The 24,028-nt window shown below is 69.6% G+C and carries 24 protein-coding genes; 12 read left to right on the forward strand and 12 right to left on the reverse strand.

Going from position 1 to position 24,028, the window contains the following annotated elements; genetic code table 11:
• Positions 1-14 precede the first annotated feature (14 nt).
• The 3 genes from O1R50_RS25460 to O1R50_RS25470 are packed head-to-tail and all read left to right on the forward strand — an operon-like array spanning position 15 to position 1,874.
• Positions 15-383, forward strand: a complete 369-nt coding sequence (locus O1R50_RS25460) for an ArsR/SmtB family transcription factor (protein ID WP_270113067.1) — start codon at positions 15-17, stop codon at positions 381-383.
• On the forward strand, positions 380-1,474 hold the full coding sequence (gene arsB, locus O1R50_RS25465; RefSeq protein ID WP_270113068.1) for an ACR3 family arsenite efflux transporter: 1,095 nt from the start codon (positions 380-382) through the stop codon (positions 1,472-1,474). The genes O1R50_RS25460 and arsB overlap by 4 nt, the downstream gene beginning before the upstream one ends.
• Positions 1,467-1,874, forward strand: a complete 408-nt coding sequence (locus tag O1R50_RS25470) for an arsenate reductase ArsC (protein WP_270113069.1) — start codon at positions 1,467-1,469, stop codon at positions 1,872-1,874. The genes arsB and O1R50_RS25470 overlap by 8 nt, the downstream gene beginning before the upstream one ends.
• On the opposite strand, the gene O1R50_RS25475 is transcribed toward O1R50_RS25470, so the two are convergent.
• The 3 genes from O1R50_RS25475 to O1R50_RS25485 are packed head-to-tail and all read right to left on the reverse strand — an operon-like array spanning position 1,864 to position 5,404.
• On the reverse strand, positions 1,864-2,754 hold the full coding sequence (locus O1R50_RS25475; RefSeq protein WP_270113070.1) for a carbohydrate ABC transporter permease: 891 nt from the start codon (positions 2,752-2,754) through the stop codon (positions 1,864-1,866). The genes O1R50_RS25470 and O1R50_RS25475 overlap by 11 nt on opposite strands.
• The gene (locus O1R50_RS25480; RefSeq protein WP_270113071.1) at positions 2,751-3,734 is read right to left on the reverse strand and encodes an ABC transporter permease; all 984 of its coding nucleotides are present in this window, start codon (positions 3,732-3,734) and stop codon (positions 2,751-2,753) included. The genes O1R50_RS25475 and O1R50_RS25480 overlap by 4 nt, the downstream gene beginning before the upstream one ends.
• The gene (locus O1R50_RS25485; protein WP_270113072.1) at positions 3,731-5,404 is read right to left on the reverse strand and encodes an extracellular solute-binding protein; all 1,674 of its coding nucleotides are present in this window, start codon (positions 5,402-5,404) and stop codon (positions 3,731-3,733) included. Before O1R50_RS25485 ends, O1R50_RS25480 begins: the two co-directional genes overlap by 4 nt.
• 294 nt (positions 5,405-5,698) lie before the next feature.
• Between O1R50_RS25485 and O1R50_RS25490 the strand changes: the two genes are divergently transcribed.
• Together O1R50_RS25490 and O1R50_RS25495 are read left to right on the forward strand one after the other, a co-directional pair.
• Positions 5,699-6,217 carry a hypothetical protein gene (locus O1R50_RS25490; protein WP_270113073.1) on the forward strand — a complete coding sequence of 173 codons (519 nt, stop codon included), beginning with the start codon at positions 5,699-5,701 and terminating at the stop codon, positions 6,215-6,217.
• A 42-nt stretch (positions 6,218-6,259) separates the two neighbouring features.
• Entirely contained in the window at positions 6,260-7,030 is a 771-nt protein-coding gene (locus O1R50_RS25495; protein ID WP_270113074.1) for a transposase, read from the forward strand.
• A 54-nt stretch (positions 7,031-7,084) separates the two neighbouring features.
• Here the strand turns inward: O1R50_RS25495 and O1R50_RS25500 are convergent, their stop codons facing one another.
• Positions 7,085-7,798: a methyltransferase domain-containing protein gene (locus O1R50_RS25500; protein WP_270113075.1), complete on the reverse strand. Its 714-nt coding sequence runs from the start codon at positions 7,796-7,798 to the stop codon at positions 7,085-7,087.
• A 20-nt stretch (positions 7,799-7,818) separates the two neighbouring features.
• Between O1R50_RS25500 and O1R50_RS25505 the strand changes: the two genes are divergently transcribed.
• The 4 genes from O1R50_RS25505 (at position 7,819) to O1R50_RS25520 (ending at position 11,957) form a co-directional block, all read left to right on the forward strand.
• Positions 7,819-8,721 (forward strand): UbiA family prenyltransferase, encoded by a 903-nt coding sequence (locus O1R50_RS25505; protein ID WP_408612816.1) that lies wholly within the window; start codon positions 7,819-7,821, stop codon positions 8,719-8,721.
• A complete protein-coding gene (locus tag O1R50_RS25510; protein WP_270113077.1) occupies positions 8,696-9,883 on the forward strand; it encodes an acyl-CoA dehydrogenase family protein in 1,188 nt (395 codons plus the stop codon). The genes O1R50_RS25505 and O1R50_RS25510 overlap by 26 nt, the downstream gene beginning before the upstream one ends.
• On the forward strand, positions 9,877-10,920 hold the full coding sequence (locus O1R50_RS25515; RefSeq protein WP_270113078.1) for a type III polyketide synthase: 1,044 nt from the start codon (positions 9,877-9,879) through the stop codon (positions 10,918-10,920). Before O1R50_RS25510 ends, O1R50_RS25515 begins: the two co-directional genes overlap by 7 nt.
• A gap of 146 nt (positions 10,921-11,066) precedes the next feature.
• Positions 11,067-11,957, forward strand: coding sequence for a helix-turn-helix transcriptional regulator (locus tag O1R50_RS25520; protein WP_270113079.1), 891 nt, complete (start codon positions 11,067-11,069; stop codon positions 11,955-11,957).
• Between the two features lie 56 nt (positions 11,958-12,013).
• Here O1R50_RS25520 and O1R50_RS25525 read toward each other — a convergent pair whose 3' ends face one another.
• The 7 genes from O1R50_RS25525 to kdgD form a co-directional block, all read right to left on the reverse strand.
• Complete coding sequence (locus tag O1R50_RS25525) at positions 12,014-13,057, reverse strand: NAD(P)-dependent alcohol dehydrogenase (protein WP_270113080.1); 1,044 nt, start codon at positions 13,055-13,057, stop codon at positions 12,014-12,016.
• A 361-nt stretch (positions 13,058-13,418) separates the two neighbouring features.
• The gene (locus tag O1R50_RS25530) at positions 13,419-14,708 is read right to left on the reverse strand and encodes an MFS transporter (RefSeq protein WP_270113081.1); all 1,290 of its coding nucleotides are present in this window, start codon (positions 14,706-14,708) and stop codon (positions 13,419-13,421) included.
• A 98-nt stretch (positions 14,709-14,806) separates the two neighbouring features.
• Entirely contained in the window at positions 14,807-16,324 is a 1,518-nt protein-coding gene (locus O1R50_RS25535; RefSeq protein WP_270113082.1) for a tripartite tricarboxylate transporter permease, read from the reverse strand.
• Between the two features lie 24 nt (positions 16,325-16,348).
• Complete coding sequence (locus tag O1R50_RS25540; protein WP_270113083.1) at positions 16,349-16,864, reverse strand: tripartite tricarboxylate transporter TctB family protein; 516 nt, start codon at positions 16,862-16,864, stop codon at positions 16,349-16,351.
• Positions 16,861-17,862 (reverse strand): tripartite tricarboxylate transporter substrate binding protein, encoded by a 1,002-nt coding sequence (locus O1R50_RS25545; RefSeq protein ID WP_270113084.1) that lies wholly within the window; start codon positions 17,860-17,862, stop codon positions 16,861-16,863. Before O1R50_RS25545 ends, O1R50_RS25540 begins: the two co-directional genes overlap by 4 nt.
• A gap of 35 nt (positions 17,863-17,897) precedes the next feature.
• Positions 17,898-19,196: an enolase C-terminal domain-like protein gene (locus O1R50_RS25550; RefSeq protein ID WP_408612817.1), complete on the reverse strand. Its 1,299-nt coding sequence runs from the start codon at positions 19,194-19,196 to the stop codon at positions 17,898-17,900.
• 59 nt (positions 19,197-19,255) lie between these two features.
• Positions 19,256-20,173, reverse strand: coding sequence for a 5-dehydro-4-deoxyglucarate dehydratase (gene kdgD, locus O1R50_RS25555; protein WP_270113086.1), 918 nt, complete (start codon positions 20,171-20,173; stop codon positions 19,256-19,258).
• A gap of 99 nt (positions 20,174-20,272) precedes the next feature.
• Between kdgD and O1R50_RS25560 the strand changes: the two genes are divergently transcribed.
• Positions 20,273-21,166, forward strand: coding sequence for a LysR family transcriptional regulator (locus tag O1R50_RS25560; protein WP_270113087.1), 894 nt, complete (start codon positions 20,273-20,275; stop codon positions 21,164-21,166).
• On the opposite strand, the gene O1R50_RS25565 is transcribed toward O1R50_RS25560, so the two are convergent.
• Positions 21,163-22,191: a LacI family DNA-binding transcriptional regulator gene (locus tag O1R50_RS25565; RefSeq protein ID WP_270113088.1), complete on the reverse strand. Its 1,029-nt coding sequence runs from the start codon at positions 22,189-22,191 to the stop codon at positions 21,163-21,165. The two genes, O1R50_RS25560 and O1R50_RS25565, sit on opposite strands and share 4 nt — an antisense overlap.
• Before the next feature lie 286 nt (positions 22,192-22,477).
• Between O1R50_RS25565 and O1R50_RS25570 the strand changes: the two genes are divergently transcribed.
• Complete coding sequence (locus O1R50_RS25570; RefSeq protein WP_270113089.1) at positions 22,478-22,771, forward strand: hypothetical protein; 294 nt, start codon at positions 22,478-22,480, stop codon at positions 22,769-22,771.
• Complete coding sequence (gene manD / locus O1R50_RS25575; protein WP_270113090.1) at positions 22,768-24,006, forward strand: D-mannonate dehydratase ManD; 1,239 nt, start codon at positions 22,768-22,770, stop codon at positions 24,004-24,006. The genes O1R50_RS25570 and manD overlap by 4 nt, the downstream gene beginning before the upstream one ends.
• Positions 24,007-24,028 lie beyond the last annotated feature (22 nt).

Genomic DNA, 24,028 nt, shown 5'->3' on the forward strand with positions numbered 1-24,028 from the left:
GCCAAAATAGGCGCATGTCGAAGCAACCTGTTCACATCGCCAGACGCGATCTGGACGACTGTCGTGTGCCGCTCGTGAACGAGCCGCTCAGCGCCGGTCAGGCCGAGCGGCTCGCCCCGTCCTTCAAAGCCCTCGGCGACCCGGTGCGGCTGCGCCTGCTCTCGCTCATCGCCTCCCACGCGGGCGGCGAGGTCTGCGTCTGCGACCTGACCGACGCGTTCGACCTCACCGCGCCCACCATCTCCCACCACCTCAAGGTGCTCAAGGAGACCGGGCTCGTCTCGGCCGAACGCCGCGGCACCTGGGTCTACTACCGCGCCCGGCCCGAAGCGCTCGGCCTGCTCTCGACCGTGCTCGCCGTCCCGCAGGAGGCCGCCGCGTGAGCGCCGTCGCCGAGGCCGAGGCCGACTCCCCGGTGCAGGTCAGGCTCTCGACGCTCGACAAGTACCTGCCCGTATGGATCGGCGCGGCCATGGTCGCCGGCATCGCGCTCGGCCAGTGGATCCCCAGTGTCGGCAAGGCGCTGAACGCGGTCCAGATCGGCGGCGTCTCGCTCCCGATCGCCGCCGGGCTGCTGCTCATGATGTACCCGGTGCTCGCCAAGGTCCGCTACGACAAGCTCGACTCGGTCACCGCCGACAAGCGGCTCCTCGTCTCCTCGATCGTGTTGAACTGGCTCGTCGGCCCGGCGCTCATGTTCGCCCTCGCCTGGGTCTTCCTCCCGGACCTGCCCGCGTTCCGCACCGGCCTCATCATCGTGGGCCTCGCCCGCTGCATCGCCATGGTCATCATCTGGAACGACCTCGCCTGCGGCGACCGCGAAGCCGCCGCCGTGCTCGTCGCACTCAACTCGGTCTTCCAGGTCATCGCCTTCGGCGCGCTCGGCTGGCTCTACCTCGACGCGCTGCCCCGGTGGCTGGGGCTGGACTCGACGGGCCTGGAGGTCTCCGGCTGGGAGATCGCCCTCAACGTCGCGGTGTTCCTCGGCGTCCCGCTCGCCGCGGGCTATCTGACCCGCCGCATCGGCGAGCGCCGCAAGGGCCGCGACTGGTACGAGGCGACGTTCCTGCCCCGCATCGGCCCGTTCGCGCTCTACGGACTGCTCTTCACCATCGTGGTGCTCTTCGCCCTGCAAGGCGAGGCGATCCTCAGCCAGCCCATGGACGTCGTGCGCATCGCGCTGCCGCTGCTCGCCTACTTCGCGGTCATGTGGGCCGGGTCCTTCGCCCTCGGCAAGGGGATCGGCCTGAACTACGAACGCTCCACCACGCTCGCGTTCACCGCCGCGGGCAACAACTTCGAACTCGCCATCGCCGTCGCGATCGCGACCTTCGGCGCCGCCTCCGGCCAGGCCCTGGCCGGGGTGGTGGGCCCGCTCATCGAGGTCCCGGTGCTCGTCGGCCTCGTCTACGTGAGCCTGTGGGCCCGCCGCTACTTCACCGCCCGACCGCAAAGGAACACCGCGAATGCCTGAGAAGCCTTCCGTCCTCTTCGTCTGCGTCCACAACGCCGGACGCTCCCAGATGGCCGCAGGGTGGCTCACCCACCTGGCGGGCGACCGCATCGAGGTGCGCTCCGCCGGATCGGCCCCCGCCGACCAGGTCAACCCGACCGCCGTCGAGGCCATGCGCGAAGTCGGCATCGACATCGCCGCGCAGCGGCCGAAGATCCTCACCGTGGACGCGGTCGAGGCCTCCGACGTGTGCATCACCATGGGCTGCGGCGACGTCTGCCCGGTCTTCCCCGGGAAGCGCTACCTCGACTGGACGCTGGACGACCCGGCCGGGCAGGGCATCGCGCCCGTCCGGGTCATCCGCGACGAGATCAAGGCCCGCGTCGAGGGCCTCATCAAGGAACTGCTCCCTAACCCTTGACCGCGCCGATGATCACGCCCTTCTTGAAGTGCTTCTGCACGAACGGGTAGATGATCAGCGCGGGGATGATCGCGATCATCACGATCGCCATCTTCACCGCCAGCGTCGGCGGCGCGTCCTGCAGGCCCGAGGCCTGCGGGAGCGGCGCCGACTCCACCACGTACGTGCGCAGCACCAGCGCGAGCGGCCACTTCCCGGAGTCGTCGAGGTACAGGAACGCGTTGAACCAGTTGTTCCAGTACGCCACCGCGTAGAACAGCGTGACCACCGCGATCACCGCCTTCGACAGCGGCGTCACGATCTGCCACAGCACCCGGAACTCCCCGGCGCCGTCGATCCGCGCCGAGTCGAACAGCTCCTGCGGGATGCTCATGAAGAAGGCCCGCAGCACCACCACGTTGAACGCCGACACGGCCATCGGCAGGATGATCGCCAGGTAGTTGTCGCGCAACCCGATCGCGCTCACCCACAGGTACACGGGGATGAGACCCGGGAAGATCACGAACATCAGCAGCACCGAGAACAGGATCGTCTTGTGCCCGAACGAGCCCGGCCGCGACAGCGAGTACGCGCCGAGGATCGAGACGACGACGCTGATGACCGTGCCGACCGCCGTGATCCCCAGCGAGACCACCAGCGACCGCAGCACCACCGGGTTGCGGAACATCTGCTCGTACGCGTTGAACGTGATCCCGTCGCCCGGCCACACCACGAGGCCGCCCACGCGGTTCACAGTCTCGCCGCTCGACAGGCTCGTCAAAGCGATCGTATAGAGCGGGAACAGGATCAGCAGCGCGATCACCGCGATGCTCGCGCCCTTGGCCGCCAGCCCGGCGGCACTCGGCTTCTCTTCCCATGCGGGACGGTTCCGAGAACTCATGACTTGGAGTACACCCCCCGCTCGCCCAGCATGTGGGCGAACTTGTTGGCGGCCAGGATCAGCACGAGCCCGACCACGCCCTTGAACAGCCCCGCCGCGGCCCCGTAGTCGAAGTCGCCGGTGCGGATGCCGCTGTAGTACACGAACGTGTCGAAGACCTCCGAGGCCTGCGACCCGACCGCGCTGCGCTGCAGGAAGAACTGCTCGAACCCCACGTTCAGCGCGTCGCCGAGCCGCAGGATCAGCAGCAGCACGATCACCGGCCGGATGCCCGGCAGCGTGATGTGCCAGAGCCGGCGCCAGCGCCCCGCCCCGTCCACCGCCGCCGCCTCGTACTGGTTCGGGTCGATCGCGGCCAGCGCCGCGAGGAAGATGATCGCCCCGAACCCGGCCTCCTTCCAGATCGCCTGCGAGGTCACCAGCAGGATGAACGTGTCCGGATCGGTCATCCAGTCCACGCCGTCGAACCCGTTGGCGCGCAGGATCTGCGAGAGCAGCCCCGCCCCGCCGAGCATCTGCTGGAAGATCGCGATCACGAGCACCCAGGAGAAGAAGTACGGCAGGTACACCACGCTCTGCAGCATCGACCGCAGCCGCTCCGACGCGATGGAGTGCATGAGCAGCGCCAGCGCGATCGGCACCGGGAAGTAGAACACCAGCTGGAACGCGGTGATCCCCAGCGTGTTCAGCATGGCCCGGGTGAACTCCGGATCGGAGAACAGGACCTGGAAGTGGGTGAACCCGACCAGTCGCGAACCGAGGATGCCGCCGGTGAACGGCTTGTAGTCCTGGAAGGCGACCACGTTGCCCAGCGTGGGGATCCACCAGAACCCCCACACCAGGATCATCATCGGCGCGGCCATGAGGAGCAGCGGCCAGTCGCGGCGCAGCCGCTCCCGCCAGTGCGCCTTCGGCTTCACCGTGCGTTTCGGAGTGTCCCCGGCCTTGCGGGCCGGGGACTCGATCGTCGGAGCGCTCACAGGCGGTCGTTGTCCTCTGCGACCTTGGTGTAGTACTCGCGGGCGGAGTCGCCGACCTTCGCGCGCCAGTCGTCGACGATGGTCGCCCAGGCGGCGACGTCGCGCTGGCCGCGGTAGATCTCGTGGTGGGCGTCCTTCATCGGCTCGTTCTCGGCGGAGAGGTCGGAGGGCATCTCGACGCGCAGGCCCTGGAAGGGGCTGGGGTCGAGGAACGGCGCGGCGTTGGTCTCCCACTCGTGCAGCCGCTCGACCATGCCGGGGTACTGGAACTTGTTGTTCGCGTTGGACCGTCCGGAGAGGAACATGTAGGTCGGCGCGACCTCGGTCTGGCCCAGTTCGGTCCGCTGGGGCACGCCTTCGGCGTCGACGGTGAAGTGGACGCCTTCGACGCCGTCCGAGACCAGGTCGGCCTCGACGGTGCCGAACGGGGTCGAGCACCAGTTGGAGAGGCGCAGGCACTCCTTGATGCGCTCCTCGGAGAGGTCCTTCTTGATGAAGGTGAACATGCCGGCGGGGTCGTCGCGCCAGATGGTGGGCGTGGCCCCGGCCTCGCGGGCGAGCGGGTTCACGATCTGGAGGTTGAAGCCCTCGACGTTGCGGTAGGTCGCGAACATCTCGTGCCAGGCGCCGAGGCCGTCCTCGTAGAACACGGCCTGGCCGGAGCCGATGATCTCCTTGGAGTTCGTGTTGCGGTCGGCCACGTAGTCGGGGTGGACGAGGCCCTTGTCGAACGCGTTCCTGGTGAACGCGATCGCGGCGGCGAACGCCTCGGTCTCGAACTTGTGGACCAGCTTGCCGTCCTCGACCTTCCAGAGGGTGGGCACGCCCATGGCCTCCTGGATCGTCTGGTCAAGGCTGGCGAACGCCCACCGGTTCTTCGACGGGTCGTTCACCTCTTCGGCGATCGCGAGCAGCTCGTCGAGGTTGGTCGGGTGCTCGAGGCCGAGTTCGTCGAGGATGTCCTGGCGGGCGAACAGGGCGTTCGTGTACGGCGACCGTTCCCACGGGATGCCGAGGAGCTTGCCGCCGAAGACGCCCATGGCCCATGCGGCCGTGGGGTAGGAGGCGAGGAGCGGGTAGTCCTTGGCGGCCTTGTCGCCCGCGAGGTAGGGGGAGAGGTCGGCGAACAGCTCGTTCGCGGCCTCGCCGAAGTCGGAGATGTTCACGATCTCCCAGCCGGGGATCTGGAACATGTCCGGCACGTCGCCGCTGGCGAGGGTGGTGGTGATCTTGTCGAGGTAGTTGTTGCCGTCGGCGATGCTGAAGACGACCGTGCCGCCGAGGATCTCGTTCACCGCGGTGAAGTACGAGTTGTCGGGCAGGCCGGGCGGCGTCGGGTTCCACAGGGGAGTGATCGCGGTGATGTCCTCGCCGGTCGTCATCACGGGCTCGGTGACGGCCGTGACCGGCTCGGCCGGTCGCGACAGGAAGCCGGGCGTGACGGTGCCGTCGGGCTGGCCGGGGAGGTCGGGCTCGATCCCGCCCTCGTACGGCGTGTAGGTGGGCAGGAGATCGGCGAGCTCGTCGGACCCCGCCGCCGTGCCGTCCGGTCCTTCGTCGAGTGCCGCGCACCCGGCGAGGGAGGCGGCGACCGCGCCCGCCGCGCCGGCCTGGAACAGGCCGCGGCGCTGGATTCGGAACGCGGGGACGTTGCTTGAGGTGTCGCCCATGGCGATGCCTTTCGTTGGGGGGATACAGGCTGCCGGGATAGATTTTTCGGCTGGCTTGGAACGCCAAGAAGGGGTATATGCGCTGGCTGCCGGTGCCATTCTTTTAATGGTATGACCAAACAAATATAGCCGCATCGATGAGACCCGTGCAACACCCCTCCCAAACGCAACGCGAGTTCGGTTCGTACCAGCGGCTAAAGCCTGTCCCGTAAGAGTCTTCGTGACCTGGCTGACGGGCGGCGTTGCCGATGAGGTCGCGGCATAGAGTTCGGGTCTCAAGATGGAGGCGCTCACTTGATCGGACGATTGCAGGACCGGAAGATCACCGTCTACTACTTTCCGCCTGGGTTCCGGTTCGAATCCCTGGTTGAGACTCAAGGCTTGGGCGCCGCAGGGCTTCTCTACGATGAATCCGCGCTGCTGGATTCCGACATCGCCCGGCGCATCGTCTTCACCAATGGCCGGGAACGCTTCCCGGCGGTCCTGTACTGGCCCGACGGCCGTGACCTGACCGCCGTCGACGAACTGGTCGCCGGCGGCGGCGCCCCGGAGATCAGCATGTTGGGCGCAGTGGTCTGCAACCACCAATCGATTCACCCCGATGCCCGGGATGTTCGCAGCCGCACCGGTTGCCCGCATCGATTCATGGGCCTGGTGTGGGAGCACACCGTGCCCGTGCCGGGCATCGACCGTCGATACCCTGCTGCCGACGCGTTCATCGAGACATGCCCGAAGTGCTCACTGAAACTCATGCCTGGCGTCTTGGAGATCCTGACCGAAACGACGCAGGCAAATCCGCAGGCGCCGAGTTAGTACCCGGCTGGATGTCGTTGGGACACATGGGATGATGCCCGCGTGACGGGAGTGATCAGCGCAGCGGACGAGACCATGATCGAGTTGTTCAGCGGCTTGTCGGTGAGGCAGTTCGTGAAGCTGGTGCGACAGTTGCGAGGTGAGGGTGCCGAACCGCCGCCCAAAGGCCGTCCGTGGAAGCTCGCCTTCGAGGACCGGGTACTGCTGGTCGCCGCCTACTGGCGCACCAACCTCACGGTCCGCCAAATCGCAGTCCTGTTCGGGACCTCGAAATCCGCTGCGAACCGCATCATCGATGACCTTGCCCCGAAGCTAGCCATGCGGTCCCGGCAGCGCTATGCGCCCGGGACCGTGCTTATCGTGGACGGCACCCTTGTCCCGACCCGGGATCGATCCGTGGCTGCGAAGTCGAAGAACTATCGGTACTCGACCAACCATCAGGTGGTCATCCATGCCGACACCCAGCTCATAGTTGCTGTCGGCACGCCGTTGCCCGGAAACCGCAACGACTGCAAGGCCTTCGCTGAGTCCGGCATCGACCACGCCACCCGGACCGCCACCGTCATCGCCGATGGCGGCTACCCCGGCACCCGCGCGGTCATCCCACACCGACGCATCGCCAAGGACGAGCCGCTCATCGATTGGAAAGAAGCGCATAACGCCTCCCACCGGCACGTCCGCGCCCAGATCGAGCACACCTTCGCGAAGATGAAACGCTGGAACGTGCTGCGTGACTGCCGCCTGCGCGGCGAGGGAGTCGCTGAAGCAATGTCCGGCGTCGCACGGCTCTACAACCTCACCCTCACAGGCTGAGCCACAGCTCGACCAGCAGGATCGCAGCGACCTGCCATTCTTACGGGACAGCCTTTAAACGCGCTTGCGGCCCCGCGCCTGGAACAGCACCGCAGTCGTCCGCACCGGCACCATCCGGACCGCGTCCCGTCGGCCGAAGAGCCAGCCCGCGACATCGGTCAGCTTCGGGCGAATGCCGCGAAGCGCCAGTGCCACACCGTGCTTCGCGCACTCCGCGACGAGCGTCTCGCGGTCCACCAGCAGGCCCGGATCATGAACGCCTCGCACAGCGATGCGCGGCAAGCGCTCCGCGACGCCGATGGCGAGCCAGCGGCACACCGCGGTCGCCGCGAGCGTGTCGATCACGAGCAGTCCGCCGGGGCGCAGCAGCCGGCACGCCTCCGCGACCGCGCGGGGGAGATCCCGCACGTGCTCAAGGATCTCGCCCGCCACCACCACCTCAGCGCACGAGTCGGGCAGCGGCACCGCCAGCACGTCCCCCTGGACGCCCAGCACCCCGTGCTCGGCGGCCTGCCGCAGCGCCTCCAGCGAGAGGTCCACACCGATGTGCGTGTAGCCCTTGCCTTTCAGGTGCGGCGCGAGGAGCCCCGCCCCGCAGCCGAGATCGACGAGGACTGCGCCCTCGCGCGCAGGCGGCACGAGAGCGCCCCGCGCCGCCGCGAGCCAGTGCAGCATCGCGAACACCCCTCGCGGCCGCCACCACTCCCCGGCGAGCCGGTCGTACATCGCGGGATCATTGGGCGCCAGACGTTCGGGGCTTCCGCTCATCCCGCCAGCGTGGCACACTGATGGCCGTGAAGCAGGTTGCGGCGAGCTGGGCGCTGGTACGGGCCTCCCACCCGCTGCCCGCGGTCGCCGTCTCCGCCGTCGCGGCCGGACTCGCCATCGGCGCCGACCGCGAACCCGCATCCGCGGTCGTCGCGGTCGCGGCGGTCTTCGCCGGGCAGCTCTCCGTCGGCTGGCTCAACGACCTCATCGACGCGAACCGCGACGCGCGCGTCGGCCGGACCGACAAGCCCCTGGCCGCCAAAGAGATCCGGCCCGCCACCGTGCGCCTCGCGTTCCTCGTCTCCGCGGTCGCCGCCGTGGTCCTCACACTCCTCTCGGCACCGCTCGCCGCGGCAGCCCATATCGCCGCCCTCGCCTCCGCCTGGGCCTACGACCTCGGCGTCAAGGCCACCGCCTTCTCCGTGGTGCCCTTCGCCGTCTCCTTCGGACTGCTGCCCGCGTTCCTCGCCAACGGCGAACCGTTCCCGCCGCCGTGGCTCATCGCCGCGGCCGCGACGCTCGGCTCCGCGGCGCACTTCGTGAACGTGCTGCCCGACCTCGCCGACGACGCCGCCACCGGCGTGCGCGGCCTCCCGCACCGCCTCGGTCCCATGGTCAGCCGCTTCGCCACGGCCGCCTTGGTCCTGACCGCCTCCGTCCTGCTGGTGTTCGGCCCGAACGGCCCGCCCTCACCGCTCGCGCTGGCCACGGTGCCCGTCGCCGTGGGCATTCTCGTGGTCGGCTTCCTCCTCGACAACCGGCCCCGCTCCAGGGCCGCGTTCCGCGCCGTGATGCTGGTGGCCCTGATCGACGTCGTCCTACTGATCCACACTGGTATATCCACCGCGTTATCGCTGAGGGTTGATCGGGCCCGGAGTTCCGTGGACACTGAGTCGCATGAATGCAGCAGAGAGCAACGGTGAACGAGCGCTCGCGCTCGCCCGCGAACTCGCCCCCCACCTCGCCGAACGCGCCGCCGTCCACGACGAGCACGGCAGGTTCCCGGAGGCGGACTTCGCCGATCTGCGCGCGGCGGGCCTGTTCGGGCTCATGGTGCCCGAACGCCTCGGCGGATTCGGCGCCTCGTTCGCCGAGTACTCGCGCGTGGCCTCCGCGCTCGCGCGCGGCGCGGGCTCCACGGCGCTCATCTTCAACATGCACGCCTCCGTGACCGGCGCGCTCGCGCAGACCCCGGACGACCTGATGCGGCTCCTCGGCGCCCCGAAGAGCTCCTTCGACGCCCGCGACAAGGCCCTCGAAGCCGCCGCGGGCGGCGCCCTGTACGCCGTCGCGATGAGCGAACGCGGCAGCGGCTCGCGCCTCTCGAAGACCACGACCGCCTACCGCCGCACCGACTCCGGCTACCGCATCACCGGCAGCAAGGCGTTCGTCTCCGGCGCCGGGCACGCCGACGCCTACCTCGTCACCGCCCGCGATGCCGACGCCGAGGAACCGCAGGTCTCCTATTTCCTCGTCCCCGCCGGGGACGGCATCCGCATCGAGGAGACCTGGGACTCGCTCGGCATGCGCGCCACCGGAAGCCAGGATGTCCACTTCGATGTCGAAGTGGACGCCGACGCGCTCCTCGGCGGCGTCGAGGGCCTGACGCTCATGATCGCCGAAGCGATGCCGCAATGGCTCGTGGCCTCCTACTCCGCCGTGTACGCGGGCGTCGCGCGCGCCGCCGTCGACGCCGCCGCCGAGCACCTCCGCAGCCGCGGCCTCGGCCGCCTCCCCGCCGCACGGGCAAGGCTCGGCCGCGCCGACAACGCCGTGGCCGCCGCCGAACTCGTCGTCGCCGAAACCGCCGCCCGGATCGAAACCGCCCCCGGCGAACCCGAGACCAACCGATGGGTCTGGCGCGCGAAGCTCACCGCCGGCGACACCGCCGTCCAAGTGGCCGCATCACTGCTCGAAGCCGCCGGAGCGTCCGCGTCCCGGCGCGGGCACCCCCTCGAACGCCTCTACCGCGACGCCCGCTGCGGCGCACTGCAACCGGCCACCTCCGACGTGTGCGCCGACTGGCTCGGCGTCGCCGCCCTCGGCGAAGACCCCGACCACGATGCCGAGGTCCCGCGATGGTGACCGCGCGCATCGCCGGGATCGGCGCGGCCCTGCCGCCCGCCTACGGCCAGGACCAGCTGTGGGAGGACGTGTTCCGCTGGCAGTTCTCCCGCAGCCGCGTCGCCCAGCGCATCTTCACCGCCTCCGCCGTGCGGTCCCGCCACTCCGCCACCGACCCGGCCGAGTTCAAGGCCGTCGCCGACTGGACCACCGCCGAACGCATGGTCCGCTACGGGGAGGTCGCCCCGCCCCTCGGCCTCGAAGCCGTCCGCAACGCGCTCGCCGCCGCGGAGACCGACACCGAGGAGATCGGCCTCCTCGCCGTCGCCACCTGCACCGGCTACCGCACGCCCGGCCTCGATGTCGAACTCGCGCGTGCGCTCCCGCTGCCCGCCGACGCTCGGAGACTCCTCATCGGACACACCGGCTGCCACGCCGCGCTCCCGGCCCTCGCCACCGCCGCCGACTACGTCGCGGCCCATGACCGCCCTGCCGTCCTGCTCTGCCTCGAACTCACCTCGCTGCACCTGCAGCCCGCGTCGATCGACCCGGAGCAGATGGTCTCCCACGCCCTCTTCGCCGACGCCGCCGCCGCGCTCGTCCTGCGCCCCGGCACCGCACCGGGGCTGCGCGTCATCGACGTCGACTCCCGCACCGACACCGCCCGCCGCCACCAGATGACCTGGGACATCACCGACCTCGGCTTCCGCATGGGCCTGTCGCCGGAGGTCCCGGACGCCCTCGCCGAGCAGGTCGGCCCGCTTGTCAAGGAGCTCCTCGGCCGCCACGGCCACGACGTGCGCGACGTCGCGGCCTGGGCCGTCCACCCCGGCGGCCCGCGCATCCTCGACGCCATCGACGAAGGCCTCGAACTCGAGCCCGAAGCGCTCGCGACCTCGCGGAAGGTCCTCGCCGAACACGGCAACTGCTCTTCGCCCACGGTGCTCCTCGTCCTACAGGAGCTCCTGGCCGCCGGGCTGCCAGAGGGGCCCGTCGTTGCACTGGCCTTCGGCCCCGGACTCACCCTCTACGCGGCCCTCCTCGAACCCGACCGGTAGGAGAACGGGCCGTTCGCGATCGAGTGTCGCGACTCTCATGTACGGGCGCCACGCGTCGCCGTCAGGCGGTGACGAACGGCTCCCGGGGTGCAACGCGGCCCCTCAACCCGCGGCGGCCCAGGTCGCGGCGGTGGAACACTGGAGGCATGACGACTACGCAGCAGCCCGGCGCCGCTTCCGCGCTCGGACGGTTCCTGCGCGCCCGACGCGAGGAGATCACCCCGGCCGAAGTGGGCCTCACCGCCGGCCCCGGCATCCGCCGCACCCCCGGGCTGCGCCGCGAAGAACTCGCCACCCTCGCGGGCGTGAGCATCGACTACTACACCCGCCTCGAACGCGGCAAGGAGACCCGCCCGAGCCCGCAGGTCGTCGACGCGCTCGCCCGCGCCCTCAAACTCGGCGAGACCGAGCACGAGCACCTCCGCGACCTCGCCACCAGCGCCGCCCGCCGCTCATCCGACGCCCCGAAGGCCCCCAACCGGACCCTCCCGCCCGGCATCGCGCAGATCCTCGAGCGGCTCCGCCCGAACCCCGCGTACGTGATGAGCCGCAACATGGACGTGCTCGCCGCCAACCCGGGCGGCCTGCGCCTCCTTCCCGGCATCGAGGACTGGCCCGCGAACAAGCAGAACGTCGCACGCTACATGTTCCTGCACCCGGACGCGAAGGCCTTCTTCGCCGACTGGGAGAACCAGGTGCGCGGCTGCGTGGCCAGCCTGCGCGCGCTTGCCGGGACGGAGCCGGACGCGCCGGACCTGCAGGCCCTCGTGGGGGAGCTGCTCGTGAAGAGCCAGGAGTTCGCGAAGCTCTGGGACCGTTACGAAGTGCGCGCGCACACCACCGGCCGCAAGTCCTACCACCACCCGCTCATCGGCGACATCACCCTCGGCTACCAGGGCTTCGAGCTCGCCGGAGGGAACGGCCTGCGCATGGTCGTCTACTACGCCGAGCCCGGCGGCGACCAAGAGGACGCGCTCGCCCTCCTCGACATGGCCTCCCCGGTGGAGGACGCACCCGCCGTCGAAGTGCAGCAGTAACAAAGCCGAACGCCGGGGCGTTGATGCGCCCCGGCGTTCGGCTTTGCTTGGGGCCTTTACTGCATGGTCGCGACGTCGATGACGAAGCGGTAGCGGACGTCCGAGGCGAGCACCCGCTCGTAGGCCTCGTTGATCTGGTCGGCGGCGATCACCTCGACGTCGGAGGCGATGCCGTGCTCGGCGCAGAAGTCGAGCATCTCCTGGGTCTCGCGAATCCCGCCGATGGCCGAGCCCGCGAAGGTCTTGCGGCCCATGAGCAGGTTGAACACGCCCACCGGCAGCGGCTCGCCCGGCGCGCCGACGTTCACGAGCGCGCCGTCCACCGCGAGCAGCCGCAGGTAGGCGTCGATGTCGACCTTTGCCGAGACGGTGTTCACGATGAGGTCGAAGGACCCGGCGAGGGCTTCGAACGTGGCCGGGTCGCTCGTCGCGTAGTAGTGGTCGGCGCCCAGGCGGAGGCCGTCCTCCTGCTTCTTCAGCGACTGCGAGAGGACAGTCACCTCGGCGCCGAGCGCGTGGGCGAACTTGACGCCCATGTGGCCGAGCCCGCCGAGGCCGACGACGGCGACCTTCTTGCCCGGGCCCGCGTTCCAGTGGCGCAGCGGCGAATACGTGGTGATCCCGGCGCACAGCAGCGGCGCGGCGGCCTCGAACGGGATGCCCTCGGGCACGCGGAGCGCGAAGTGCTCGTCGACGACGATGTGGGTGGAGTAGCCGCCCTGTGTGATGGTGCCGTCGGCGTCGACCGAGCCGTAGGTGCCGACCATGCCGTTGAGGCAGTACTGCTCGTTGCCCTTGCGGCACTGCTCGCATTCGCGGCACGAGCCGACCAGGCAGCCGATGCCGGCGCGGTCGCCCACGGCGTGCTTCGCGACCTCGGAGCCGACCGCGGTCACGATGCCGACGATCTCGTGGCCGGGGGCGAGCGGGTACTGCTGCGGACCCCAGTCGCCGCGGACGGTGTGGATGTCGGAGTGGCAGATGCCGGCGTACTTGATCTCGATGAGCACATCGTGCGGGCCGAGTTCGCGGCGTTCGATGGTGGTCTTGACGAGCGGTTCGGTCGCGGACGTCGCGGCCCAGGCATTGACGGTCGGCACGGTGGCTCCTTTGAAAGTCATGTGACTCCGGAGGGCGTCATCGCTGGAATTCGACGTACGCCCGTTTCCGGTACCGCACGATCGTCGCTCCGTTTCGGCCTGCCGCCAATGACCGGGTTCTGACCGGGTCGCCCGAGAGGGGGAACAGCACGGCCCCCCAACCTCGTGGCCGGGCCGCGACACCCGCGTCTACCTGCGGTTCTCGCGGCGCCCCGTCCATCCGGGCCACACGCGTTCGGCGTCGGCCCTCCGGAGGCGGCCGCCCAGGTGCATCGAACGCCACACGCCGCGGTAGCCGGGGGGCATCACCAGGTTCGCGATCCGCTGGCCCGGGTCGAAGCGCCCCTCGTGTGGAGCCCACTCACTCCGCCTGAACGTCCACCGGCTCGGGTTCGGGTTCCGGTGTTCCCGCCTTGCGTCCCATGCCGATGAGGCACAGGGTCGCGGGCACGAGCACGGCCGCGCCCGTGAGGAGCGCGGCCCGCAGCGTGAACGCGGTGCCGATCGCGCCGATCGCCGGTCCGCCGATGATCTGGCCGCCGCTGTCGAACATGTCCCTCGCCGACAGTGCGGTGGCGCGCACCTTCGGCTCGACCCTGACCACCAGCCAGCCGTTGACGAGCGGCTCGTACAGCGGCCGGGCCACCGAGACGAGCAGCAGGAACACGAGCGCGACCCAGAAGCCCCGCGCCAGGCTGAATCCGATGACACCCGCGAGCGTCACGGCGGTGAACAGCACCAGCATCCCGATGATCGCGCCCGATCCGAGGCGCGCGGTGCGGCGCGTGGCCCATTCGGTGACGCCGATGCCGCCGAGCGACACCGCGACCGAGATGAGGCTGAACCACATGGCGGGCTCGAGGTCGGGCAGTGCCGGGAACCCGATGTCTTCCAGCAGGAACGCGCCGGAGAGTCGGTCGTAGCTCTCGCTCCAGAGCCCGAACGCGAACGTCATCCCCAGCAGCAGGAACAGGCCCGGCACGAGCCGAGGCGCGCGGCGCGAGGCGCGGATCTGCTCGCCCGCTTCGGCTCGCGCCTGCCGGAGGATGGTCCGCATCCTGCCGTCGCCCGCCGGGCGCCGGAAGTGCCGCTCGGGCATCACGAGCACGAGCGCGGCCGTGCCGATCGCCATGAGCGCGCCGCTGACGAGCATAGGCAGGCTCAGCGCGATGCTCCCGAGCGCCCCGCTGAGGAGGCTGCCGGTGATGCCGCCGATGAAGCCGAGTTGCGTGGCGCGCAGGTAGACCGGGGTCATCTCGGCCTGCTGCGTCTCGTCGGCGACCCAGGACTCCTGCGCGCCGCTCATGAGCGCGGCGCCGAGCGCCAGCAGCACCTGCGCCGCCAGGTGGATCCAGAAATCGGCCGAGAACCCCTGCCATGCCAGGCCGCCCGCGTACACGCCGAAGCCCGCCACCACGCACGCGCGGCGGCTCACCAGGTCGGCCAGGAACCCGGTGGGGAGCTGGAACACGAGATAGGTGACCTCGAGGACGGTGCCGATCATCATCAGCTCGAACGGGTTCATCCCGCCTTCCTCCACCCGGTACACGATGGAGGTGGTGAAGGCCATGGAGACCAGGAACGACAGGCCCACCCGCATCGCGAGGTAGAGCCGGTAGGGGTTCACGCGCGAGCGGTCGACGAGGGGCACAAACGCTTACAATGCGGCAAAGCCGGATCGACGTCAATCGAATTGTCCGCGAACGCGGCGGGGGCCGAGGGTGCGTCACCCTCGGCCCCCGATGTTCGCTAATCGGCCGTGACGCCGGCTTGTTCCGCGTTCTCCGTCTGGCGGGTGCGGACCTTGCGGAGCAGCGGGACGACGACCACGGTGAGAACCAGGATCGCCACAAGCGTCCCGGAGACGGGGCGCTGCACGAACTCGCTCACATCGCCGCCGAAGATCCGCATCGAGCGGCGGAACGAGGCCTCGAGGAGCGAGCCGAGGACGAACGCGAGGACGAACGGCCCGGGTTCGAAGCCGAGCTTGCGCATCCCGTATCCGAGCAGGCCCAGGCCGATCACGAGCAGCATGTCGAACGCGTTGTTGCGGATCGAGTAGGTGCCGATCATGGTGATCACCACGGTGATCGGTGCCAGGATGCCCGGGCGCACCTTGAGCATCCGCACGAACAGCCCGATGAGCGGGATGCTCAGCACCAGCAGCAGGAGGTTGCCCAGGTACATCGAGTTCACGACGCCCCAGAACACGTCCGGGTGGTCGGTCATGAGCCCTGGGCCCGGCGTGATGCCCTGGAGCATGAGCGCGCCGAACAGCACCGCCATGGTCGCGTTCGCCGGGATGCCCAGCGTCAGCAGCGGAATGAACGACGAGGTCGCCGCCGCGTTGTTCGCCGACTCGGGCCCGGCGACGCCTTCGATGGCGCCCTTGCCGAACCGGGACGGGTCCTTCGCGGTGCGCTTCTCGACCGCGTACGCCACCAGCGAGGCCATGGTCGCCCCGCCGCCCGGCAGGATGCCGAGGATGAAGCCGGTGACCGAGCCGCGCAGGATCGCCAGACGCGACTTGAGCCAGTGCAGGCGGCCGGGGATCGCCCGCCCGAACGAGGGGACCGCCGTCTGCGGCCTGTCGCGGTGCTCGAGGTTGTACAGGATTTCGCCGACCCCGAAGAGCCCCATGGCGACGATCGTGAAGTCGATGCCGTCGGCGAGCTGGTCGGTGCCGAACGTGAACCGCGGCGTGCCCAGCAGCGGGTCGAGCCCCACCGTCGCCAGCAGGAGTCCCGCGGCCGCGGCGGCGGCGCTCTTGATGATCGACCCGTTCCCGAGCGTGCCGACCAGGAAGATCCCGATCAGCGCCAGGACCGTGTACTCGGCCGGGCCGAACGCCAGCGCGACGCCGGCCAGGGCCGGGGCGATGAACGAGAGCAGGATGATCGACGCGGTGCCGCCGATGAAGGAGGCGATTGCGGCGATCCCGAGCGCGGGCCCGGCCTGGCCCTGCCGCGCGAGTGCGTGGCCGTCGAGCGCGGTCACCACTGTGGAGGCCTCGCCGGGCAGCTTGAGCAGCACCGAGGTGATGGTGCCGCCGTACTGCGCGCCGTAGAAGATCCCGGCGAGCATGATGACGGCCGCTGTCGGTTCCAGGTTGTAGGTGATGGGCAGCAGGATCGCGATCGTCGCGGCCGGGCCGAGGCCCGGCAGCACGCCGATCAGCATCCCGACGGTGACGCCGAGCAGGCAGAAGAGGATGTTCTGCCACTCGAACGCCACCGCGAACCCGGAGAGCACGGAGGAGAAGTCCACGTTCGATACTCCAGAAGGGACGGATTAGAAGGCGATGAGGTGCGGTAGCGGCACGTTGAGCCCGATGATGAACAGGGCGTAGGCGACCGCCGTGACGGCTACCGCCAGGATCGCGCTCATGAGCCACGATTCGCGGCTGAGCAGCCGCAGCCACGCGAACAGCAGGAGCACCGTCGGCACCTCGAAGCCCACGATCTCGTACAGCGAGGCGTACACGGCGAGGCCGCCCGCGGCGGCGAGCACCGCGACCGTCCCGCGCGTGAACGCCTCGGTGTCCCTGCGGGTTCTGGCGGTCACGGCGATGATCCCGATCCCGGAGGCCACGAGCAGTCCGGCCACGATCAGCGGCCAGAGCCCGGGCCCGGGCTCGGTGAGGCTCCCGATGTTCAATCCGAAGCTCAACCAGGCGGCGACGGCGCCGAGCAGCACGGGGATCGCACCCGCGATGACCGACTGGACGCGTCCGCCCGCGCGCGGCGCCTCGGACTCTTCGCCGTGCGCCGCTTCGGGTTCGCCATCGACCATGACCGCCTCGCTCATTCCGCGCTGCCGAGTTCGACGCCGGATTCGGCGATCTGCGCGGCGAACTGCTCGGTGGCCTCGGCCAGGTGCAGTTCCGCCTCCATGCCGTCGACCTCCCAGCGCTCCATGAAGTTGTCCGCCAGGAACTGCCCGTACTCGGAGCCTTCGCGGGCCTCCTCGAACGCGAGCGTCAGCACCCCCACGACCTCGTCGGGCGTGTCGGCCGGAACGACGATGAACCGGCGCTGGTCGACGAGGATGTTGTAGTTCAACTCGAGTGCGGTCGGCACGTTGTCGAGGAAGACACTGCGCTCCTCGGAGAACACGCACAGCGGCCGCATGTCACCGGCCTCGATGTGCGGCATGGTCTCCGCGAGCGACAGCGACGCCGCGTCGATGTCCTGGCCCAGCAGCGCGGTCACCGTCGGCCCGCCGCCGTCGAACGGGACGTCGGTGGCCTCGACCCCGGCGATCCCGAACAGCAGTCCCGCGGAGAGCTGCGAACCGGTGCCCACACCGGTGGTCCCGAAGTTCACCTTGTCGGCCTTGAGCAGGTCGTCAAGCGTCTGATAAGGAGAGTCGCCGTGCACGACGAGCACATAGCCCTCGTTCGTCAATGTGGTGATGATGCGCAGGTCCTCGATGACGACCGCGTCCGGGTCGTCGACGACGAGCGGACCGATGGCGAACAGCGACTTGACCGCGAGGGAGATCGTGTAGCCGTCCGACTTGCCCGCCAGTAGTTCCTTGAGCCCGACGGCGCCGTTGGCACCGGGCTTGTTCGTGACCGGAAGGGACTGTCCCAGCGGCTTTTCGGCGGCCTTGGCGATCGCACGGCTGATCAGGTCGCCGGAGCCGCCGGCGTCGAAGGGGACCCAGAAGTCGACCGCGCGGGTCGGGAACGTCGCGTTCGCCTCGTCAGCGCCGCCCTGCACCTGGCACGCCGACAACGCGGCGAGGGGAGGCAAGGCGGCGAGACCGGCGAGCAGTCCGCGTCGGGGGAGGGGGTGTTGCATTGTCTGCTCCTCTTAGTGATCGAATAGCCACGAATTCACCCCAGGCAGGGGCGTTTCGGGTTGAACATCCATCCGGGGACAAGGTATTGCATAGCGGCAGCGTCATCGCGCGCGCCCAGACCATTTCTCGAATACAGCTCGTGTGCTGCTTCTACTTGCGCCACATCGAGATCGATGCCGAGACCGGGCGCTGTGGGCACCGCGATCACGCCGTCCTCGATGCGCGGCGGTTCGACCGTGAGGCGCTGGCCGTCCTGCCAGATCCAGTGCGTGTCGATGGCGGTGATCTCGCCGGGAGCGGCGGCGGCGACGTGCGTGAACATCGCCAGCGACACGTCGAAGTGGTTGTTGGAGTGGGAACCCCAGGTCAAGCCGAAGGCTTCGCAGGCCTGCGCGACGCGCACGGAACCGGCCATCGTCCAGAAATGCGGGTCGGCCAGCGGGATGTCGACGGCGCCGCCGCGCACCGCATGCGCGAACTCCCGCCAGTCGCAGGCGATCATATTCGTGGCGGTGCGCATTCCTGTGGCGCGCTTGAACTCCGCCAAAACCTCGCGTCCCGAATAGCCGTTTTCGGCTCCACAAGGGTCCTCGGCATAGGCCAATACGCCGTCGAGTCCGCGGCACAGGTCAATCGCTTGTTCGAGCGACCATGCCCCATTGGGGTCCAAGGTGATCCGCGCGTCGGGGAACCGCTCGGCGAGGGCCCTGACGGCCTTGGCCTCTTCCGGGCCGGGCAGCACGCCGCCCTTGAGCTTGAAGTCCCGGAACCCGTACCGCGCCTCGGCCGCCTCCGCCAGCGCCACCACGGCCTCGGGGGTCAGGGCCTCCTCGTCGCGCAGCCGCAGCCAGTCGTCGTCCTCACTGGACCCGTCCCGGTACGGCAGGTCGGTGCGCCCCCGGTCGCCGATGTAGAACAGGTAGCCCAGGACGGGGACGCTGGTGCGCTGCGGCCCGTCGCCGAGCAGTTCGGCCACGGGGACGCCGAGGTGCTTGCCGAGCAGGTCGAGCAGCGCCGCTTCGAGGGCGGTCAGGACGTGCACGGTGACCCGCTGGTCGAAGGTCTGGCGCCCCCGCCCGGTCGAGTCGCGGTCCGCGAAGCGGCGGCGAACCGTCTCGAGGATGGACCGGAACGCCCCGATCGACGACCCCAGTACGAGATCGGCGGCGTCCCGGAGTGTTTGCGCGATGGCCTCGCCGCCGGGCACCTCGCCCACGCCGGTGTTCCCTGATTCGTCGGTGAGGATCACCAGGTTCCGGGTGAAGTACGGCGCGTGCGCGCCGGAAAGGTTGAGCAGCATGGAGTCCCGCCCGGCCACGGGCACGACCCGCATCGCGGTCACAGTGGGAGTGGTCGCCTGTTCCGCTGCGGCAGCGGCCGGTTCGAGTCCGGTCATGAGCCGGACGTCTCGATCAGGTCGGCCAGTGCGGCGAGTTCGTCCGCGCGCAGGTCGGTGAGCGGCGGGCGCACCGGCCCGGCGGTGCGGCCCACGGCCGTCATGCCCGCCTTGACGATCGACACCGCGTAGCCCTTTCCGGCGTTGCGGATGTCGAGGTACGGCAGCACGAACTCGCGCAGCTTGCGGTACACCTCGTCGCGGTCCCCGGCGCGCACCGCGTCGTAGAACGCGAGCGCGAACTCGGGCACGAAGTTGAAGATCGCCGAGGAGTACGTGGTGACGCCGAGCTGGATGTAGGGAAGCGCGAAGGTCTCGGCGGTGGGCAGACCGCCGATGTACAGCAGCCGCTCGCCGAGGGTCGCGTACAGGCGGGTCATGAACTCGATGTCGCCCACGCCGTCCTTGAACCCCACCAGGTTCGGGCACTCCTCCGCGAGGCGCTCCACGGTGTCGACGCTGTACTGCGCATTGGACCGGTGGTAGACGATGACGCCCAGCGAGGTCGCCTCGCACACCGCCCGCACGTGCGCGGCGAGGCCGTCCTGCCCGGCCTCGGTGAGGTACGGCGGGAACAGCAGCACCGCGTCGGCCCCGGCCGCCTCGGCGTCCCGCGCGAAACCGACCGCCTGGGCCGTGCCCTGGCCCGCCGGGGCGATGATCGGGACGGCCCCGGCCGCCTCGTCTGCGGCGACGCGCACGACCCGCCCGACCTCTTCCGGTGTGAGCGAGAAGAACTCGCCCGTGCCGCCCGCCGCGAACAGGCCCGCCGCAGGGAAGGACGCCAAGTGCCCCAGGTGCTTCCGGTACCCGGCCTCGTCGAACGAGAGGTCCTGCTTGAAGTGGGTCACGGGGAAGGACAGCAGTCCCTCGCCCAGCGCACGCTGGATCTCTGCGGGGGAGTATCGGGACATATTCGGAAGTCTCCTGTTGGGTCGATTTGGTCCGTACCGTAACCCCCACCGCTCATACCGGTCCAACACTCATTCGATATCAGCTGATACCTTCAGGGCATGGCTACAGGCGACGTGGGGTACACACTCGACCAACTCCGCGGATTCGTGGCGGTCGCCGAAGAGGCCCACTTCGGAAGGGCCGCAGAGCGACTGCGCATGACGCAGCCGCCGCTGAGCCGCCAGATCCAACGCCTTGAACGGGTGATCGGCTTCGACCTCTTCCAGCGCACCCAGCGCGGCGCCGAGCTCACCCCGGCCGGGCGCATCTTCCTCGACGAGGCCCGGCGGCTCCTGTACTCGGCCGACACCGCTCCGCTGCGCGCACGCCGGGTCGCCGCGGGCACCGCCGGGACCATCCGCATCGGCTTCACCGCCGTCTCGGCCCTCACCGTCCTGGGGCGATGGATCAGTGTGGCCGCCGCCGAGCTGCCCGGGGTCGACCTCGTCCTCAGCGAGATGGTCACCCACGCGCAGCTCGACGCGCTCCTCGCTGGGGAGATCGAAGTGGGCCTGGTGCGGCAGGTCCCGCGCTCGGACTTGCTCGACTCCCGGCTCGTGGCAAGGGATTCGCTCATCCTGGCCGCCCCGCGCGACCATGCCCTGACCAAGCTCGAGCGAACGCCCACAATGGAGGACATCGCCGAGTACGACGTCGTCACGTACTCGCCCTCAGAGGCCTGGTACTTCTACGAACTCGTCGTCGCGGCATTCCAGCAGGCGCATCTGCGCCCGCGCTACGTGCAGCACATCAGCCAGGTCCACACGGTGCTGTCCGTGGTCAACGCCGGCCTCGGGGTCGCGCTCGTGCCCTCCTCAGCCAGCGCGTTCAACCTCTCGAACCTGGTCTTCCTGGACATCGCCGACCTGCCGCCGGACACCGTCGAACTCCACAGCGTCTGGCGCCAGCGCCACGGCAACCCCGCGCTCGGCGCGCTCCTGCGAGCCGTCTAGGACTTCGCCGCGGCGATCGACTCGCGGCCCACGAACTCCGTCGGCAGCGCCGACTCGTCCTCCGACTCGCCGCCGTCGATCTCCGTCAGCAGCCGCCTGATCCCGCGCTCCCCGAGCGCCGCCAGCGGCATCCGGATGGTGCTCAGCGCCGGGGTCGGCAAGTCCGCGCCGAAGATGTCGTCGAAGCCGATGATGCTCAACCGGCCCGGCACGTCCAGCCCGTGGTCGCGGCACTCCCGCAGCAGCCCGAGCGCGACCAGGTCGTTGTAGGCGAGCACCGCGCTCACGTCGGCGGCCTTGACCCGCCCGAACGCCTCCGCGCCGCCCTCCCGGGTGGGCGCGTTCGACTTGATCTCCACGATGGACATGTCCCATTCCACCGCGATCTCGAACGCGTTCTGCCAGCGCTGACCGTTCATCCACGAGGCCTCGGGCCCCGCGAGGTAGGCGATCCGCCGGTGCCCGGCCTCGCGCAGCAGCTCCAGCGCGGTCGTGATCCCCGGCCGCACATCGGGAATGACGGCAGGGATGCCTTCGACGAGGCGGTTGACGACCACGAGCGGCTTCACCGACGAGAGGTCCTGGATCTGGTGGTCCTCCAGGCGCGAGCCCACCAGCAGCAGTCCGTCCACTGAGGTCTGCAGTCGCTCGGCGGTGGCCCGCTCCAGCTCCGGGGACTCCTGGGAGTCGGCGAAGACGATGGTCATGCCGGTCTCGGAGGCCACCCGCTCGGCCCCGCGCACCAGGTCGAAGTACGCCGGATTGGTGATGTCCGAGACGAGCAGGCCGAGCGTGCCGGTCTTGCCGGTCGGCAGGGCCCGCGCCATCGGGTTGATCCGGTAGCCGAGCTCGGCGGCGGCGTCGCGGATGCGCCGCTCGGTCTGCGCGTTGAGGCGCCCGGGCTTGTTGAGCGCGCGGGACACGGTCGAGGGGCTCACCCCGGTCAGGCGTGCGATGTCGTAGATCGTGGGGGGCGCCTTGCGCTCGGCGCCTCGGGTTCGGATGGCGGCGTCGGACTGCTCCATGCCTCCCCTTTCGCGCTTGTTGCCGGGGGTTGTCATCCGGCAATCGATTGGTGCTGCTCTGTCGGATTGTGCGACAGGGCCTACCGAGCATACCGGAGGCCCGCCGCATGCGCAGCGCCGAGGGTTCGGCGAAAAAGTTGCTGGCAATCGGTTGACAATTTCTAAGGCACGTGCTTGAATATCGACCATGCCTGCGCCGCGACGATGCGATACCGCTCAGCCCCCGCCCCCGGGACGGCTGGCAACCGACGGGGTCACCCCGATCGGGCGCGATGCGCTGCCCGCGTTGGCGACACCGCCCGTCCGCATCGTCCATCTCGGACTCGGCGCCTTCCACCGCTCGCATCAGGCCTGGTGCACCGCCAAAGCCGCCGACGCCGCGAGCTGGGGCATCCCCGAATTCATCGTCTGGATCTTCGCCGACTTCGGCCTCGGCCCCTGCATCCACCGGGTTGACGGGAACAGGAAGGGCGTGTTCACTCGCGAACGCAAACCCAAGTCGGCCGCGTTCTACCTGCCGCCGCTGGACCGGTCTCGACGGCCGCAAGCCCCGGCCAATCCTCTTAGGAGCACGCCATGATCATCGACAGAGCCGAAGTCATCGTCACCAGCCCCGACCGGAACTTCGTCACCCTCAAGCTCACCACCGACGACGGCCTCACCGGCCTCGGCGACGCGACCTTGAACGGCCGCGAACTCGCGGTCGTCTCCTACCTCAAGGACCATGTCGTCCCGCTCCTGCTGGGCCGCGACGCCCACCGCATCGAGGACACGTGGCAGTTCCTCTACCGCTCCGCGTACTGGCGGCGCGGCCCCGTCACCATGGCCGCGATCGCCGCAGTCGACACGGCGCTGTGGGACATCAAGGGCAAGGCCGCTGGAATGCCCGTCTACCAGCTGCTCGGCGGCGCCTCCCGCACCGGCCTCCTCGCCTACGGCCATGCCTCCGGCAAGACCACCGAGGAGCTCTTCGACTCCATCCGCTCCCACCAGGAGCAGGGCTACCGGGCCATCCGCGTTCAGACCGGCGTCCCCGGCCTCAAGTCCATCTACGGCATCGCCTCGAACGCCACCTTCGAAGCGATGCAGGGCGTCCGCTACGACCACGAGCCCGCCCAGCGCGGCGCACTGCCCAACGAGGAGGACTGGGACAGCCGCGTCTACCTGCGGCACGTCCCCTCCGTGTTCGAAGCGGTCAGGAACGAATTCGGCCCCGAACTGCCGCTGCTCCACGACGCCCACCACCGGCTCACCCCGATCCAGGCCGCGAAGCTCGGCAAGTCCCTCGAACCGTACGACCTGTTCTGGCTCGAGGACGTCACCCCGGCTGAGAACCAGGAGGCGCTTCGCCTCGTCCGGCAGCACACCGCCACGCCGCTCGCGATCGGCGAAATCTTCAACACCGTCTGGGACTACCAGCAGATCATCCGCGAACAGCTCATCGACTACGTCCGCTCCGCCGTCACCCACACCGGCGGCATCAGCCACCTCAAAAAGGTCCTCGACTACGCCGCCCAGTACCAGATCAAATCCGGCATGCACGGCCCCACGGACATCTCGCCGGTCGGCATGGCCGCCGCGATGCACCTGGGCCTGTCGATCCACAACTTCGGCATCCAGGAGTACATGAAGCACGGCGCCAAGACCGACCAGGTCTTCCAGCAGTCCTTCACCTGGACCGACGGCCGCCTCCACCCCGGGGACCAGCCGGGCCTCGGCGTCGAACTCGACACCGACGAGGCCGGCAGGTACCCGTACGTCCAGGCCTACCTGCCGTACAACCGCCTCGCCGACGGCACCGTCCACGACTGGTGACCAGCGCGGGGGCGGCGCGGCG

Origin of the sequence: Glycomyces luteolus (assembly GCF_027622875.1) — a bacterium.
Classification (GTDB): domain Bacteria; phylum Actinomycetota; class Actinomycetes; order Mycobacteriales; family Micromonosporaceae; genus Glycomyces; species Glycomyces luteolus.

Coding starts and splice junctions, on each gene's coding strand:
- O1R50_RS25510 (WP_270113077.1), top strand. CDS start 8,696: ATGAATGCAGCAGAGAGCAACGGTGAACGAGCGCTCGCGCTCGCCCGC.
- O1R50_RS25500 (WP_270113075.1), bottom strand. CDS start 7,798: ATGAGCGGAAGCCCCGAACGTCTGGCGCCCAATGATCCCGCGATGTAC.
- kdgD (WP_270113086.1), bottom strand. CDS start 20,173: ATGTCCCGATACTCCCCCGCAGAGATCCAGCGTGCGCTGGGCGAGGGA.
- O1R50_RS25485 (WP_270113072.1), bottom strand. CDS start 5,404: ATGGGCGACACCTCAAGCAACGTCCCCGCGTTCCGAATCCAGCGCCGC.
- O1R50_RS25540 (WP_270113083.1), bottom strand. CDS start 16,864: ATGAGCGAGGCGGTCATGGTCGATGGCGAACCCGAAGCGGCGCACGGC.
- manD (WP_270113090.1), top strand. CDS start 22,768: ATGATCATCGACAGAGCCGAAGTCATCGTCACCAGCCCCGACCGGAAC.
- O1R50_RS25560 (WP_270113087.1), top strand. CDS start 20,273: ATGGCTACAGGCGACGTGGGGTACACACTCGACCAACTCCGCGGATTC.
- O1R50_RS25505 (WP_408612816.1), top strand. CDS start 7,819: ATGGCCGTGAAGCAGGTTGCGGCGAGCTGGGCGCTGGTACGGGCCTCC.
- O1R50_RS25520 (WP_270113079.1), top strand. CDS start 11,067: ATGACGACTACGCAGCAGCCCGGCGCCGCTTCCGCGCTCGGACGGTTC.
- O1R50_RS25515 (WP_270113078.1), top strand. CDS start 9,877: ATGGTGACCGCGCGCATCGCCGGGATCGGCGCGGCCCTGCCGCCCGCC.
- O1R50_RS25475 (WP_270113070.1), bottom strand. CDS start 2,754: ATGAGTTCTCGGAACCGTCCCGCATGGGAAGAGAAGCCGAGTGCCGCC.
- O1R50_RS25550 (WP_408612817.1), bottom strand. CDS start 19,196: ATGCGGGTCGTGCCCGTGGCCGGGCGGGACTCCATGCTGCTCAACCTT.
- O1R50_RS25545 (WP_270113084.1), bottom strand. CDS start 17,862: ATGCAACACCCCCTCCCCCGACGCGGACTGCTCGCCGGTCTCGCCGCC.
- O1R50_RS25565 (WP_270113088.1), bottom strand. CDS start 22,191: ATGGAGCAGTCCGACGCCGCCATCCGAACCCGAGGCGCCGAGCGCAAG.
- O1R50_RS25470 (WP_270113069.1), top strand. CDS start 1,467: ATGCCTGAGAAGCCTTCCGTCCTCTTCGTCTGCGTCCACAACGCCGGA.
- O1R50_RS25460 (WP_270113067.1), top strand. CDS start 15: ATGTCGAAGCAACCTGTTCACATCGCCAGACGCGATCTGGACGACTGT.